13 protein-coding genes are annotated in these 15,197 nt (G+C 70.5%); 9 read left to right on the top strand and 4 right to left on the bottom strand.

Translation table 11 applies throughout. The annotated features are described in order from the left end of the window. The first annotated feature begins 21 nt into the window (after nt 1-21). From ACIG5F_RS02505 to ACIG5F_RS02495, 3 genes are all read left to right on the top strand, one after another. Complete coding sequence (locus ACIG5F_RS02505) at nt 22-654, top strand: HNH endonuclease family protein (protein ID WP_396515591.1); 633 nt, start codon at nt 22-24, stop codon at nt 652-654. 88 nt (nt 655-742) lie between these two features. Continuing rightward, nucleotides 743-1,393, top strand: coding sequence for an NBR1-Ig-like domain-containing protein (locus tag ACIG5F_RS02500; protein ID WP_396515590.1), 651 nt, complete (start codon nt 743-745; stop codon nt 1,391-1,393). Nucleotides 1,394-1,578: 185 nt separating this feature from the next. After that, nucleotides 1,579-1,950 (top strand): hypothetical protein, encoded by a 372-nt coding sequence (locus ACIG5F_RS02495; RefSeq protein WP_396515589.1) that lies wholly within the window; start codon nt 1,579-1,581, stop codon nt 1,948-1,950. Between the two features lie 258 nt (nt 1,951-2,208). Here the strand turns inward: ACIG5F_RS02495 and trxA are convergent, their stop codons facing one another. Next, complete coding sequence (gene trxA / locus ACIG5F_RS02490; protein WP_396515588.1) at nt 2,209-2,571, bottom strand: thioredoxin; 363 nt, start codon at nt 2,569-2,571, stop codon at nt 2,209-2,211. Nucleotides 2,572-2,632: 61 nt separating this feature from the next. Further along, nucleotides 2,633-5,701 (bottom strand): isoleucine--tRNA ligase, encoded by a 3,069-nt coding sequence (gene ileS / locus ACIG5F_RS02485; RefSeq protein WP_396515587.1) that lies wholly within the window; start codon nt 5,699-5,701, stop codon nt 2,633-2,635. Nucleotides 5,702-6,461: 760 nt separating this feature from the next. On the opposite strand from ileS, the gene ACIG5F_RS02480 reads away from it, so the two are divergent. Beyond that, nucleotides 6,462-7,295, top strand: coding sequence for a YitT family protein (locus tag ACIG5F_RS02480; protein WP_396515586.1), 834 nt, complete (start codon nt 6,462-6,464; stop codon nt 7,293-7,295). A 2-nt stretch (nt 7,296-7,297) separates the two neighbouring features. Here ACIG5F_RS02480 and ACIG5F_RS02475 read toward each other — a convergent pair whose 3' ends face one another. Continuing rightward, on the bottom strand, nt 7,298-7,717 hold the full coding sequence (locus ACIG5F_RS02475; protein WP_396515585.1) for a roadblock/LC7 domain-containing protein: 420 nt from the start codon (nt 7,715-7,717) through the stop codon (nt 7,298-7,300). A 14-nt stretch (nt 7,718-7,731) separates the two neighbouring features. Further along, nucleotides 7,732-10,449 carry a nitrate- and nitrite sensing domain-containing protein gene (locus tag ACIG5F_RS02470; protein WP_396515584.1) on the bottom strand — a complete coding sequence of 906 codons (2,718 nt, stop codon included), beginning with the start codon at nt 10,447-10,449 and terminating at the stop codon, nt 7,732-7,734. A 568-nt stretch (nt 10,450-11,017) separates the two neighbouring features. Here ACIG5F_RS02470 and ACIG5F_RS02465 point away from each other — a divergent pair. From ACIG5F_RS02465 to ACIG5F_RS02445, 5 genes are read left to right on the top strand one after another with little or no spacing between them, the layout of a single operon-like run. After that, nucleotides 11,018-12,064, top strand: coding sequence for an ABC transporter substrate-binding protein (locus ACIG5F_RS02465; RefSeq protein WP_396515583.1), 1,047 nt, complete (start codon nt 11,018-11,020; stop codon nt 12,062-12,064). Nucleotides 12,065-12,099: 35 nt separating this feature from the next. Next, nucleotides 12,100-12,855, top strand: a complete 756-nt coding sequence (locus ACIG5F_RS02460) for an ABC transporter permease (RefSeq protein ID WP_396515582.1) — start codon at nt 12,100-12,102, stop codon at nt 12,853-12,855. Beyond that, entirely contained in the window at nt 12,852-13,682 is an 831-nt protein-coding gene (locus ACIG5F_RS02455) for an ABC transporter permease (RefSeq protein ID WP_396515581.1), read from the top strand. Before ACIG5F_RS02460 ends, ACIG5F_RS02455 begins: the two co-directional genes overlap by 4 nt. After that, nucleotides 13,666-14,433, top strand: a complete 768-nt coding sequence (locus tag ACIG5F_RS02450; protein ID WP_396515580.1) for an ABC transporter ATP-binding protein — start codon at nt 13,666-13,668, stop codon at nt 14,431-14,433. The genes ACIG5F_RS02455 and ACIG5F_RS02450 overlap by 17 nt, the downstream gene beginning before the upstream one ends. Nucleotides 14,434-14,488: 55 nt before the next feature. Then, the gene (locus tag ACIG5F_RS02445; RefSeq protein WP_396515579.1) at nt 14,489-15,091 is read left to right on the top strand and encodes a DsbA family protein; all 603 of its coding nucleotides are present in this window, start codon (nt 14,489-14,491) and stop codon (nt 15,089-15,091) included. Nucleotides 15,092-15,197 lie beyond the last annotated feature (106 nt).

Raw genomic sequence — 15,197 nt, 5'->3', positions numbered from 1 at the left:
AGATCCAGTAATCCATGGATCATGGCTGGCACCCGAACCGGCGTGGCCGCCGGTATCACCCTGTTCGCCCTCGCGACCCTCACCGCGTGCACCCTGCCCGCCACCGCCGGCGGGGACAGTCACGCGCCCCTGCCCAGCGACAGCGCCGCCCAGCTGGCGTCGTTGAAGATCGCCGCCGCCGGACCGATGACCGGCTACTCGCGGGACCGCTTCGGCGGCGACTGGATCACCCAGCCCGACGGCTGCGACACCCGCGTCGACGTGCTCAAGGCCCAGGGCAAGGACGTGAACGCCAAGGGCTGCACGGTGAACTCCGGCAAGTGGCTCTCGCTCTACGACGGACAGAACGTCACCTCCCCGCACGACCTCGACATCGACCATCTCGTTCCCGAGGCGGAGGCCTGGCGCACCGGGGCGGCGAAATGGACACAGGCGCAGCGAGTGGCGTTCGCCAACGACCTCGACGAGCTCGTCGCCGTGACCGCGCACAGCAACCGCAGCAAGGGAGACCAGCCGCCGCCGGGTTACCTGCCGGTGGAGTCCGAGCGGTGCGACTACGCGACCCACTGGATCAAGGTCAAGGACAAGTACAAACTGACCATTTCCCAGTCGGAGCACGACGCGCTGACCCAGATGCTGGGCACCTGTCACTGAGGCGCGCGTCACAGCGTGACCGAACACCTCGCCGGGCCGCTTCGGCGTCAATCCGGTTGTGACGACAGGGCGACGGGGGCGGGTGGCCATGGGCCCCGAGGTGACGGTCGGGGCGACGGGATCGTTCGCCCACCAGCTGTGGCGGCTCAAGAAGGCGGCGGGGGACCCGTCCTACGATCGGATGCGGGCCGAATTCGGGGCGCTGGCGTCGAAGTCGGCGCTGTCGGAGGCGGCCCGCGGCCATCGGCTGCCGTCCTGGGACGTCACCTGGGAGTTCGTGCGGCCGCTGGCCGTCGGCGTGCTCGGCCAGGACCCGGCGTCGGCCCGCCGGACCTGGCGGCTGCGCTGGGAAACCGCGGCGGCGCAACCGGATCGGCCCGTCGCGGCGATCCCCGGCGACCGCGCCACCTTCGTCAGCGATCTTGACGTCCCCGACGGCACGGTCGTGCCCGCCGGCGGCCGGATCGTGAAGACGTGGGCGCTGCGCAACTCCGGCACGGTGCCGTGGATCGGCCGCTACCTGCGCCGGGCGGCGGCCTTCGGCCCCGACGAGTGCGTGACGCCGGCCGAGGCGCCGATCCCGGCGACCCGGCCGGGCGAGGCGGTCCGCGTCTCGGTGGACGTCCGGCTGCCGGAAACGCCGGGCTACCACCAGGTCTACTGGAAGATGGTCGACTCGACCGGCCGGCTGATGCTGCCCGGCCAGCGGGCGGTCTTCTTCCTGCTCCAGGTCGTCTGACTCGCCCGAGCTGACGTGCCCAGGCTGATGTGCCCGAGCTGATTCGTTCGGGCTGATTTGTCCGGCGGCCAATTCCCCGACCTGCGGTGTCGCCCGGATTTGTCCGGGATCGCCGCCGGCCGCTTCCGGCCGGACCGGTCACGCGCCCAGGCTGGGGAAGATCCATCCGAGAGAGGGGACCATCGATGAGGACCTGGATTCCGCTGCTGGCCGCCGGCCTGGCCACCGTGGCGCTGGCCGCCCCGGCCGTGGCCGCGCCGGACAGCGCGTCCAAGTGCGGCACGAAGTTCTGCATCGACGTCAAGGGCAGCGGCCTGCACGTCGACTCGGCCACGGTCTCCCTGAAGTCCGGCGGCACCGCCACCGGCTACTTCTACCTGGAGGCCAGCACCGGTTCGGGCGCCACCTTCTTCTGGTCGCCGAAGGTGACCGACGCCTACAGCGTGACGTTCTCCGACATCACCTTCGCGCACAACGTGACGCTGTGCGGCGGCGAGTCGGCGACGAAGTCGAACGTCGACCACCCCGGAGACGGCTGCGTCAGCGTGCACTCCTGACCGGCCCGCGCCGTGGTCGTGGCCCCGAACGCGGCCACGGCGCGACTTTCGGCCACATCTGCTCGCCGCCGCCGCGGCCTGCGATCATCACGCGGGTGGATCCGCTGCCCGAGTCGGTGTCCGCAACGCACCTGCGGCGACCTGCACCTCGTGGTGTGCGAGGTGGGCGACGCCGAGGAGCAGCCCGTCCCGTCGCCGCGCTCGTGACAGACGGCTACGCCCGGCCACCGTATGGCCGGGCGTCGCGTCTGTGGGGTCTTACTGCTGCTGCTCGGCCTTGATCTGCTCGCGGACCTGGTCCATGTCCAGCGCCTGGACCTGGCCGATCAGGTCCTCCAGCGCCGCCGCCGGCAGCGCCCCCGCCTGCGAGAACACGACCACGCCGTCCCGCACCGCCATCAGCGTGGGGATGGAGCGGATGTTGAACGCCGCCGCCAGCTCCTGCTGGGCCTCCGTGTCCACCTTGGCGTGCACGATGTCGTCGTGCTGGTCGGAGGACTGCTCGAAGACCGGGCCGAACATGCGGCACGGACCGCACCACTGCGCCCAGAAGTCCACCAGCACCGTGCCCTTGCCGACGACCTCGTCGAAGTTCTCGCGGGTCAGTTCCACCGTGGCCATCGCCACCTCCTTCGCTTCCCCTGCAACGATCCGACCACGGGTTTCATTCCGGTGACCTGGGCTACACCGGGGCCAGCCAGACCGTCAGCCCCAGCTCGGCGAAGGACACGGGGTCGCCGTCGCCCGTGCCTTCGGCCACCTCGACGGCCAGCACCTCGTCGGCGAGCAGCTCACGGTGCGTCCGGAGCGCGGCCGCCACCTCGGGGCGGTCGCTGGTCCACCACAGCCGGATCCGGTCGGCGATCGCCAGGCCCATGCCCTTGCGGGTGTCCTGGACCAGGCGCACGGCGTCGCGGGCCAGCCCGGACTGCGTGAGCTCCTCGTCGAGCTCCAGGTCCAGCGCGACCGAGGTGCCGTTCACGGTGGTGACCGCCCAGCCGGCGCGCGGCTGCTCGGTGAGCACGAGATCATCGCCGCCCAGGGTGATCGTCTCGCCGTCCAGCGTCACGGTCAGCGTGCCGTCGACCGGCGCCCCGGCGGCGGCGATGGCCTGCGCCAGCCGCCGCATCCGCGGCCCGAACCTCTTGCCCAGCACCCGGAAGTTCGGCTTCACCGTGACCTTGACCAGGTCGGTGGTCATCGGCTCGACCGTGCGGACGTTGAGCTCCTCGGCGATCTGCTGCCGCAGGTCCGGGCCGATCTCGGCGAAGCCGGGGGCGTGCACCATGGCCCGGGCCAGCGGCTGCCGGGTGCGGATCTTGTTCGCGGCCCGCGTGGACCGGCCCAGCTCCACCAGGTCCCGCACCTGCCGCATCTGCGCCACCAGGGCCGGATCGTCCGGCAGGTCCGCGGCCGAGGGCCAGGACGCCAGGTGCACGGAGTCGGCGTCGGCGTGCAGGTGCTGCCACAGGTAGTCGGTGACGAACGGCACGAACGGCGCCAGCAGCCGGGTCAGCACGTCCAGGGTCTCCAGCAGGGTGGCCATCGCCGACGGCTCGGCCTGCCAGAACCGCCGCCGCGACCGGCGGATGTACCAGTTGGACAGGTCGTCGATGAACGCCGCCAGCCGCCGCCCGGCGCCGGCCGAGTCGAAGTCCTCCAGCGCCGCGTCCACATCGGCCACGACGCCGTGCAGCTCGGCCAGCAGCCAGCGGTCCAGCACGTGCCGCTCGGTCACCGGGCGGCCGGGCCGCCAGCCGGCGAGATCGGCGTAGCGCAACAGGAAGGAGGCCGCGTTCCAGTAGGTCAGCAGCACCTTGCGGACGATCTCGCTGAGCGCGTCGTCGCCGACCCGGCGGTCCACCCACGGCGAGCCGCCGGCCAGCATCAGCCAGCGCACCGCGTCGGCCCCGTAGCGGTCGAACAGCTCGAACGGGTCGAGGATGTTGCCGAGGTGCTTGCTCATCTTGCGGCCCTCGGCGTCGAGGATCAGCCCGAGGCACAACACCGTCTCGTACGAGGACTTGTCGAACACCAGCGTGCCGACGGTCATCATCGAGTAGAACCAGCCGCGGGTCTGGTCGATGCCCTCGCAGATGTACTGCGCCGGATAGGACGCCTCGAACTGCTCGACGTCGCGGTGCGGCGCGCCCCACTGGGCGAACGGCATGGAACCGGAGTCGTACCAGACGTCGACCACCTGCGGCACGCGGCGGGCCTCGCCACCGCAATCGGGGCAGGGGAAGGAGATCTTGTCCACGAAGGGCCGGTGCGGATCCAGGTCCTTCAGGTCCTGACCGGCCACAGTGGACAGTTCGCGGAGAGATCCGACGCAGGTGAGGTGGTCCTCGGCGCAGCGCCAGATCGGCAGCGGAGTGCCCCAGAACCGGTTGCGGGACAACGCCCAGTCCACGTTGTTGTTGAGCCACGCCCCGTACCGGCCGTGCTTGATGTGCGCGGGGTGCCAGTCCGTGGCCTCGTTCTCCGCCACCAGCCGGTCCTTGATCGCGGTGGTGCGGATGAACCAGGACGGCAGCGCGTAGTAGATCAGCGCGGTGCCGCAGCGCCAGCAGTGCGGATAGCTGTGCGGATACGGCTCGTGCGCGGCCAGCAGGCCGCGGGCCTCCAGCTCGGCGATGACGGATTCGTTGGCGTCACGGAAGAATCGTCCGCCGACCAGCGGCACCTCGGCCAGGAAGTGGCCGTCCACACCGATCGGGTTGACCACCGGCAGGCCGTGCTCACGGGCCACCGCCAGGTCCTCCGCGCCGAAGGCCGGCGACAGGTGCACGATGCCGGTGCCGCTGTCGGTGGTCACGTAGTCGGCGGTCAGCACGGTGAACGCGTCGTCGCCGAAGCTGCTGAGCGGCACCAGGTCCAGCGGTCGCTGGTAGGTGGACCCCGCGAGTTCGCGGCCACTGAGGCGTTCCAGCGGTTGGGCTTTCTCGGGCAGCAGCGGCTCAGCGGTGACGATCCGCTCGCCGTCCAGCTCGGCCAGCACATAGGTGGCCTCGGGGTGCACGGCGACGGCGGTGTTCGACGGCAGCGTCCACGGCGTTGTCGTCCACGCCAAGAGGTTCGCGCCCGCCCACGGGCCGCTGGTCAGCGGGAACCGCACCGTCACCGAGGGATCGACGTCGTCCTGATAGCCCTGTGCCACCTCGTGATCCGACAGCGGCGTCTCGTCCCGCGGGCAGTACGGCGTGACCCGGTGATCCTCGACCAGCAGGCCCTTGTCGAAGATCTGCTTCAGCGACCACCACACACTCTCCACATAGGACGGAGCCATGGTGAGATAGGCGTTGTCCAGGTCGACCCAGTAGCCCATGCGCTCGGTCATCGCCGCGAAGTCGGCGACGTTGCGCAGCGCCGACTCCCGGCAGCGGGCGTTGAACTCGGCGATCCCGTACGCCTCGATGTCCTGCTTCTTGGTGAAGCCCAGCTCCTTCTCCACCGCCAGCTCCACCGGCAGGCCGTGGCAGTCCCAGCCGGCCCGGCGCTCGACGTGGTGGCCCTTCATGGTCTTGAACCGGGGGAACAGGTCCTTGAACACGCGGGCTTCGACGTGGTGGGCGCCGGGCTTGCCGTTGGCCGTCGGCGGCCCCTCGAAGAACCCCCAGCGGGGCCCGTCGGCGGTCCGCTCCAAGGAGCGCCGGAACACGTCCGCGGCCTTCCACCGGGCCAGAATCTCCCGCTCGACCGCCGGCAGGTCGATGTCGGCGGGCAGCGGGGCGAAGGCGCGTTCGTTCACATGGTCGACTGTATCGGCGGGTCAACTCGGTTTCAGGGCCGACGCCTTGGCCTGGTTGAGGAACACCTCGGCCGCCCGTCCGAAATGTCCGTGCTCGGCCACCACCGTGAAGTGCCGCGCCAGCCTCGGATCCAGGTCCACCCGCCGAAGTCCACGGATCCCTTGTCACCCCACGAACCTCATGGCTCACCGGCGTCCCACCACTCACAGGGGACGGTGGCGGTGACGGGCTGTGCCGGGCACTGGATCTTTTGGACGGTGGTACCGCCGAAGGGGCGACCCGGCACTCGGATGTGGCCTCGATGCGTTGCGGCGACTGGTTTCCGGCCGCGTCGGGGGAGCGTGGCCAGTCCCGGCGGGGAGCCGGGAGGACTGGCCAAGCATCGCTCGGGTTCGGCCGTGGACGGTCGGCGCGATCACGGCGGCCGTGAGCGTGGAGTGGGGTTACGCGGTTGGGGGGAAGTGCGCCATGAAATTGCATGGAGCGTTTTCATCGGGGAACTGCACAATGGTGTTTCGTTGGGGATCCGACCGTCGGACACCCTCGGTGACGACGGTGCGCCCGGACCGGGGACAGCCCCGGTGTCCTGCGGAAACGGCGCACTGCACGTGCACGTGCACGGCCGAGCGGGATTTCAAAGGGTGTTCACCTTATTTGGCTATTTGCGGTACGGTCCTCGTCGCGGAAACTGAGGCCAGTTCCCGGGGGTGTGTGTGAGGAGGGTGGTCGGCGATGGAGGAAATTCGTCGAATACCAGAAGTGGACAACGAGCAAATCACCGGCGTCGAGCCGTCCATTCGGGTGCCGCCGCGGGCGACGCAAGCCCCCAGCCGAACCTGTCTTGGCCTACAACCGCCGGCCGACCGCGGAATTGGCCACCGCCCCCGCCCGATTCACCGCGCCCAGTGCCTGGCCGTGCCCCGGCCGCGCGAGCCGATTGTCGAGCGGAAACCGCGGGTCGATCTGCTCCGGTTCGGCTGGAAGCTGGCCGGCGTGGTCCTGGGGGCCTCGACAACGGGCGCGGGACTGGCGCTGATGATTCGGGCCCGCCTGGGCGCGCAACCCTGGGACGTGCTGCACCTGGCCCTGGCGAAACTGCTCAACGTCTCGCCGGGCACCGTCATCATCGGGATGTCGCTGCTGGTCCTGCTGTTCTGGTGGCCGCTGCGCCAGCGCCCCGGCCTGGGCACGCTGGCCATGACCTTCCTGCCGGGCGCGTGCTGCGACCTGGTGCTGGCCGTCGTGCCGGTGCCGTCCGACCTGGCCCCGAGGGCCGCGCTGCTGGCCGGGGGCATCGTCGTGTTCTCCGTCGGCACCGCCCTGGTGATCAAGAGCGGCCTCGGGCCTGGCGCCCGCGACGGCCTGATGACCGGCGCCTGCGCCCGCTGGGGCCTGAGCGTGCGGACCGTGCGCACCGGCCTGGAGCTGGGCGTGCTCACCCTCGGCCTGATCCTGGCCAACCCGGTCCAGGCGGTCAGCGCCGGCACCGCCGGCCCCGGCACGCTGGCCATCGCCCTGACCCTCGGCCCGCTGATCGGCGTGCTGCTCAAACACCGCTTCGCGCGACCACAGCCGCAGGTGAGCCCCTCGTGACCTCAGGCCTGCACGGCGGCCGCCGCGAGCTGGGCCCGCAGCTCGGGCGTCAACCGGGTCGCCATCCGCTCCACCAGCATGGACATCTCGTACGCGATGACGTCCATCTGGCAGTTCGGCGCGGCCAGCACCGCCAGGCAGGAGCCGTCACTGATCGACATCAGGAACAGGTAGCCCATCCTCATCTCGACGATCGTCTGCACCACGTCGCCGTAGTCGAAGCACCGCGCGGCGCCCTTGGCCAGGCTGACCAGGCCGCTGGCCACCGTGGACACCTGCTCGGCGCGGTCGGTCGGCAGCGCGTACGAGCCGGCCAGCAACAACCCGTCCGCGGACACCACCACCGCGTGCGCCACCTCGGGCACCCGTCGCACGAAATCGGTGATGAACCAGCCGAAGTCGCCGGGTTCCTGGTTGGTCATGCCTCACTCCACTCTCAGCCGCGGGTCGGGGCCTTCTCGTCCGGCGGGGCGTCCAGCGCGTGCCGGCGGGCCCGGCCCAGGCCGCGCTGGAAGCCCGACAGCCGGTTGCGGGTCGTCTCGGGGGTCCGCTCGGGGGACTGCGGCGGCCGGGTCTCCTGCACCTCGGCCGGCGCGCTGCGGGGCGCGGCCGAGCCGGGCACCAGGTGCTTGTTCGGCACCCGTTTGGGCAGGCCGGAGGTGGTGATCTGGTCGCCGGCCGGGCCGGACAGCTTGGTCCGCACGGTCAGCCAGGCCTCGTCGGCCGGCGAGTTCCAGGACACGTGCCGGTTGACCGGTTCCGGCATGGCCGGCCGCGGCTGGGGCTTCTGCTCCGGGATGACCACCGGCTCGGCCTCGGCGGCCGGCAGCGCGGGCAGCGGCGGCGCGTCGGGCTCGTCCACCGGCCACTCGTCGACCGGCTGGAACCACCGCGACAGGACCTCCTCGTAGATGGGCAGGCGCGTGGTCGGCTCCGGCTCCGGGTCCTTGGGCTTCACCGGCACCTCGGCCGGGGCGGGCGGGGGCGCGGTCGTGACGAGGGCCGGGCTGTCCTCGGCCTCGGCCGGCCGGCGGAACAGGCTGCTGCTCTGCTCGGGGATCACGATATGAGGCTGCGTGTCCTCCAGCCGGATCGACCGCCGCAGCGCCGGTTTGCCCAGCTCAGGGAGCTTGTCGTCGTCACGCGGCTCGGCCAGCAGATCGGCCGGCACGGTGATCACGGCCTTGGTGCCGCCCTCGATGAAGTCGCCGTTGCGCAGGCGGACGCGGATGTTGTGCCGCTGCGCGAGCCGTCCGACCACGTACAGGCCCATCCGGCGGGCCACGGTGACGTCGAAGTCCGGCGGGTCGGCCAGCTTGTGGTTGGCCGCGTCGAGCTCGTCGGTGGTCATGCCCATGCCGGAGTCGGAGATCTGCATGGCCAGCTGCCCGGCCCGCAGCTGCCGGGCCGCGATCGTGACCGTGGTGGAGGACTCGGAGTACGTCGTGGCGTTGTCCAGCAGCTCGGCGATCAGGTGGATCAGGTCCTTCACCGCGCGGCCGTGGACCAGCACGTTCGGCAGGGCGGTGGCCTTGACCCGGGCGTAGTGCTCGACCTCGGAGATGGCCGCGCCGACCAGCTCGCCCAGCGGCAGCGGCCGCACCACGTGCTTGGTCAGGCCGGTGCCGGACAGGATGATCAGGTTCTCGCTGTTGCGGCGCATCCGGGTGGCCAGGTGGTCCAGCACGAAGAAGCGGGCCAGCTGGTCGGGGTCCTGCTCGTTCTGCTCCAGCCGGTCCAGCTCCGAGAGCTGCCGTTCGACCAGGGCCTGGCTGCGCCGGGACAGGTTGACGAAGATCGCGTTCACGTTGTCGCGCAGCACCGCCTGGTCGACGGCCATGCGGACGGCCTGGTCGTGCACCAGGTCGAAGGACCGGGCCAGCTGCCCGATCTCCTCGCGGCTGAACACCGAGACCGGGTCGGCGGCGTGCTTGGCCGCCTCGACCGGGTCGGGGTCGGCCAGGATCCGCTTGAGGGTCTGGGGCAGCCGGACGTTGGCCATGTCCAGCGCCTCCAGCCGCAGCCGGCGCAGCGGCGTGAGCAGCGACCACGCGACCACCAGCATCAGGCCCAGGGCGATCATCAGCGTGCCCAGCAGGAACGCGATGTCGCGGCCGGCGGCCGCCGCCGCGTCCGCGGCCAGCGCCGAGGCCTGCGCCCGCAGCTGCCCGATCAGGCCCAGCTCGACCTGGTGGAACTTGTCGTTGGCGATGGCGCTGGCGGCGGTGAAGGTGTGGATGTCGATGTTGAGCGGCGTGGTCGGGGTGGGCGTGAGCAGGGCGGACTGCTCGATCAGGTGATCGTTGTCCACGTCCGAGCCGCTGTAGCCGTCGCTGAAGTTCTGGCGTTCCTGGCTGGTCGCCACGGCCGTGAAGTCGGTGACCGACGCCGTGTACGCCGCGTTGGCCGAGCGGGCCAGGTCCTGGCTGAGGGTGGACTGGAACGAGTTGTGCGCGGCGGCGATCTGGAGCAGCGCGTCCAGCTGGGCGATCTGCTCCTTGGCCTGGTCCAGCGTCTGCGCCGCCGTGCTGGCCCGGGACAGCTCCTGGGTGGTGGCGGCCGCGGTGACCTCCCGCCCGACCTGCACCAACGTGTCGATCACGGACGTGTACTCGGTGAACAGCGCCGAGTCGGGATACACGCCGCGCTGGGCCAGCAGCCGCAGCGTGGTCAGCGTGGACAGGCCGTCGACCGCCCGGTTGTACCGGTCCATGGCGCCGGCGTCGGGCAGGTTCAGCCTGGCCACGGCGCTGCGCAGCGCGGAGATCGCGGCGTTGCTGCGGTCGACCTGGCTGGCCAGGGGACTGCCGGCGGCCGAGCTGGTCGCGGCCGCGCCGGTGACCATCAGCACCCGTTCCCGCTGGAGCTCGTGGATCACCTCTGTGATCTGCTTCGCCGCGTCGACCTGGGCGACCGTGCGGTGGAAGTTGTTGGCGTTGTCGATCTCGGTCTGCACCCGCAGGCCGCCAAGCACCAGGGCCGCGAGCGTGGGCACCAGCAGCACCGCGCCGACCTTGGTGCGCAGCCGCCAGTTGCGCAGCCGCCACCGACCGCCGGGCGAACCCGCTGGTCGGCGCCCCCGGATCGGCTGGGATGGCGGGTGGTGGTGCTCGCCCGACTCGCCGTGAGCGTCCCGACGCTGTGGCTCGGACACTTCCTCACACGCTCCCCTGGTCATCCGAACAAGGACCCGTCAGGCGAATCGGAGTTCGAGGGTGGTTGGTGGCGCGGCCCTTTTGTCGACAGTTGACGATGGGCATCCGAAAGGTTTCGGCCCGCCGGATGCAATTGCACCGGAGCTTCTTAACACAGTCGGGGAGACCGCCGTCACGCGCGTCGGGGTGAAGTTCCCCGGACGGACGCCGTTGCGGCTAAAGGTTGTCGCCGCAAGCAGTAACCCGTTTCCGCATCATGGCGGCGGTTTTCGAACGCCCGTGCTCAGGATTCGGGGTAAGATCGTTTAGGCGAATTCACCCGCATGGACGCTCGTGTGTCTGCTAGCGACCTCGAGCTACTGGTGAATCGTCTCGGCGCTTCGGGCTAAACCGTGCGCCTCGACGGCCCTGTGGCGGGCCCGTGAGCGCCGGATTCGCCGTTCCGAGGCCGGTGTGCCGCCGTCATGACGGTATTGCGGATGTCGCTAGAGTCTCGCTGGGCGACGGGTGATCCGCGTCACGGTCAATTGTCAATGATTAATCCCTGCGGCGAGGAGAAAGATCGACATGAGTGAGCCACACGCCGGTCCGACGGTGGACAGGCCCTGGTCACGGCGGCTGTTCCTGTCGGTGACGGCGGCGGCCGCGGTGGCCGCGGTGGACTCCGGGTGCAGCCTGCTCGGCGGGTCCTCGACGACCGCGGACGTGCAGGCCGCCGGCAACACCACGGTGGAGAAATCCAAGATCAACATATCGCTGATCCCCTGCACCGACGTCGGTCCACTGTGGCTGGCCAAGAAGAACGGCTACTTCGCCGCCGAGGGGCTCGACGTCACCCTGGTCAACAAGCCCAGCGGCCCGGACGTGATCAACAGCGTCTTCGGCGGAGACGCCGACTTCGGCTTCGCCACCTATCCCGCGCTGGTGCAGGCCCAGCTGAAGACCAAGGGCAAGGCCAATCTCCGCGTCGTGGCCGACGCCTCGGCGGCCAAGCCGGACACCACGGCCGTGGTGGTGAAGAAGGGTTCGCCGCTGACCCGGGCCGAGGACCTCAAGGGCAAGCGCATCGCCGTCACCGCCAGGGGCACCATGTCCGACCTCGCCGTGATGGCCGGCCTGCGAGCGGCCAAAGTGGACTGGTCCACAGTGGAGTGGAAGCAGATCGGCTTCGCCGACATGTTGCCCAAGCTGGAAAGCGGCGAGATCGACGCCGCCTTCTACGCCGAGCCGTACGTGACGATCGCCCAGACCCAGGCCGGCGTCACCACCGTCTTCCAGCCGCTGACCGGCGCCCTGGACGGGATCCCGCTCAGCTGCTACCTCACCACCGAGCAGGTCGCCAAGGAGCGCCCCAAGATGGTCGCCGCGTTCCAGCGGGCCATCCGCAAGGCCCAGGCCGAGGCCGCCACCCAGCAGGGCGACTCCGAGGTCAAGCAGACCATGGTGGACAACGCCAACGTGGCCCCCGACATCGCCCCGGTCATTCACCTGCCCTCGTACCCCATCTCGGCCGACCCCACCCGCCTGCAGCGCGTGCCGGACCTGATGCAGCAGTTCGGGGTCATCAGCCAGAAGTTCGACATCAAGCCGATGATCCTGGCCGAGCAGGGCTGAGCGATGAGGAGGCCGGACACGGGCGGGCGGCGCTGATGGGCGGTGCGCTGCGGGGACTGGTCGGCATCGGCTGCCTCCTGTTCGGTTGGGAGGCGGTCGTGCTGGCCGGGGCGGTTCCGTCGGAATACCTGCCGCCGCCATCGGTTGTGTTCCCGCAACTGGCGATGATGCTGGTGGACCCGGCGTTCCAGTTGGCGGTGGTGGCCACGGTGTTGTCGTGGGCCATCGCCCTGGCGCTGGCGGTGGGCATCGCGGTGCCGGCGGGGCTGCTGCTGGCGGGCGTGCCGTGGCTGCGGGTGGCGAGCCGCACCGTGGTGGAGTTCCTGCGGCCGATACCGGCGGTGGCGCTGGTGCCGCTGCTGGTGGTGTCGATCGGCGGCGGCCCGACGACCAAGATCGCGCTGGCGGTTTTTGCCGGCCTGTGGCCGATTCTGTTCAACACCATCTACGCCTTCGGTGAGATCGAACCGGTGCAGGTGGACACTGCCCGGGTCTACCGCGCCCGGGTGCTGACCCGGGTCGCGCTGCCCAGCGTGGCCCCGTTCGTGCTGACGGGGGTCCGGCTGTCGGCGGCCATCGGGCTGGCGGTGGTGATCTCGGCCGAGATGCTCACCGGGGCCAGCGGCGGCATCGGCCAGTTCATCCTCGCCGCCGCCAGCGGCGCGACCAGAATGGACCGGGTGCTGGCCGGCGTGGTGGTGGCCGGGTTGCTGGGCTACCTGATCAACGCCGGCCTGGAACGGTTGCAGCGCCGGTACTTCTGGTGGCACGGCGCGGAGGTGCCGTCATGACCCGACTGCACGGCTTTGTCCTGCGCTGGGCCGTCTTCCTGCTCCTCGTCACGGTGTGGCAGCTCGTCACGGCGGCGATCGACCACCCGTACTTCCCGCCACCGCTGGAGATCCTCGCGGCGGCCCAACAGATGTGGCTGTCCGGCACGGCCGCCACGCTCTTCCTCGGCCCGGCCGCCTTCGACTCCTTGTTCCCGAGCATCGGCCGGCTCGTCGGCGGGTGGCTGCTGGCGGTGCTGGCCGGCGTGGTGCTGGGCACGGGCCTCGGGCTGTCCCGGCGACTTCTCCAGTACACGGGGCCGGTGTTCGCCTTCTTCCGGTCCCTGCCGTTGCCGGCGTTGGTGCCGGTGTTCGTGCTGCTGTGCCGGCTGGGCACGCAGATGGTGCTGACCGTGATCGTCTTCGGTGCGGTGTGGGCGGTGCTGCTGAACACAGTGGACGGTGTGCGCACGGTGGACCGGGTGCAGTTGGACACCGCCAGGGCCTTCCGCGTGCCGACAACCCGGCTGCTGCTGCGCATCGTGCTGCCGGCGGCGCTGTCGAAGATCTTCGCCGGGCTGCGGGTGAGTCTGTCGCAGTCGGTGACGCTGATGGTGGTCGCGGAGCTGTTCGCGGCCAACGGGGGGCTCGGCGGCGAGCTCCGGGACGCGCAGGACCAGTTCGACTTCGCCCAGATGTGGGCGGTGGTCGCGCTGATCGGCGTGCTCGGCTACACCCTCAACACGATGTTGCTCGCGGTGGAGCGGCGGGCGCTGGGTTGGCATCGGACGGCAGGCGAGCCCCGCGTGCCGGCGAAGGCAGGAGGACGACTTGTCGACCATGCTTGAACTGGCTCAGCTGAGCCATGTCTACGACCACGCCGCGATCGCCGAGCTGTCGTTCACGGTGGCCGCCGGCGAGCTGGCCTGCATCGTCGGGCCGTCCGGCTGCGGCAAGTCCACGCTGCTGCGGGCCATCGCCGGCCTGCTCGCGCCGACCGGCGGTTCGGTGCTGCTGCACGGATCCCCGGTGCGCGGCGTGCCCGAGGACCTGGCCGTGGTGTTCCAGGACTACAGCCGTTCCCTGTTCCCGTGGCTGACCGTGCAGTCCAATGTGGAGTTTCCGCTGCGCGGCCGGGTCGGCCGGTCCGAACGCCGTGAGCGGGCCCGGTCCGCGCTCGCCCAGGTCGGCCTGGCCGACGCCGCCCACAAGCATCCGCAGCAGCTGTCCGGCGGCATGCAGCAACGGGTCGCCCTGGCCCGGGCGCTGGCCTATCGGCCGGCGCTGTTGCTGCTGGACGAGCCGTTCGCCTCGGTCGACGCCCAGACCCGGTTCGAGCTGGAGGACCTGCTGCTCCGCGTGCACCACGAGCAGGGCACGACCATGCTGCTCGTCACCCACGACATCGACGAGAGCGTGTACCTGGGGGACCGGGTGCTTGTGCTGTCCGGCTCGCCGGCCCGGCTGCTCGCCGACATCCCGGTCGACCTGCCGGCTGCCCGCGACCAGATCACCACCCGTGAGTCGGAGACGTTTGTCGAACTGCGGTCCGAGGTCGCTCGGCTGCTGCGCGGCCTGCCGATCCCGGTGGCGACCTGATCCCGGTGCGGCATGCTTGACCCGACCGAGCACAACCGGCAGGGGAGAGCATCCGATGACCAAGGTCGACTTCTACTTCGACCCGATCTGCCCGTTCGCGTGGATCACCTCGCGGTGGATCCTGGAGGTGGAGCGACAGCGCGAGCTCGACCTGCGGTTTCGGATCATGAGCCTCACCGTGCTGAACAGCGGCCGGGCCGATCTGCCCGAGGAGTACAAGGCCCGGTTGGAGGAGGGCTGGTGGGCCGTGCGCGTCGCCGCCGCGCTGGCCCAGCTCAACGGCGAGCCGGCCCTGCGTGACTACTACACGGAGTTCGGCGTCCGCTATCACAACCAGGGCGACCACGACCGTCGCGCCGTCATCGCCGCCGCCCTCCAGGCCATCGACGCTCCCGCCGATCTCCTGGCCGCCGCCGACACCACCGCCTTCGACGACGCCGTTCGCGCCAGCCACCACCAGGGCATGGACCCCGTCGGCATGGACGTCGGCACGCCCACCATCCACATCGACGGTGTCGCCTTCTTCGGCCCCGTCCTCAGCTCCGTGCCCCGTGGCGAGGCCGCCCTCAAGGTCTTCGACGGGGCCGTGGCCCTGGCCTCGTACCCCGACTTCTTCGAGCTCAAGCGCACCCGAACCGGTGACCTGACCTTCTCCTGACCTCAGGCCGAGATGGGCCGCACCCCGCGCGGGTGCGGCCCATCGGCTTGTGTGGGCATAAGCACTATCTCTTCAGTGACAAGTGAAATCAATCCCTTTGTCGGGT

Source organism: Kutzneria sp. NPDC052558, from assembly GCF_044547355.1.
Taxonomy (GTDB): Bacteria; Actinomycetota; Actinomycetes; order Mycobacteriales; family Pseudonocardiaceae; genus Kutzneria.
This window is presented reverse-complemented; position numbering and strand designations above follow the sequence as displayed.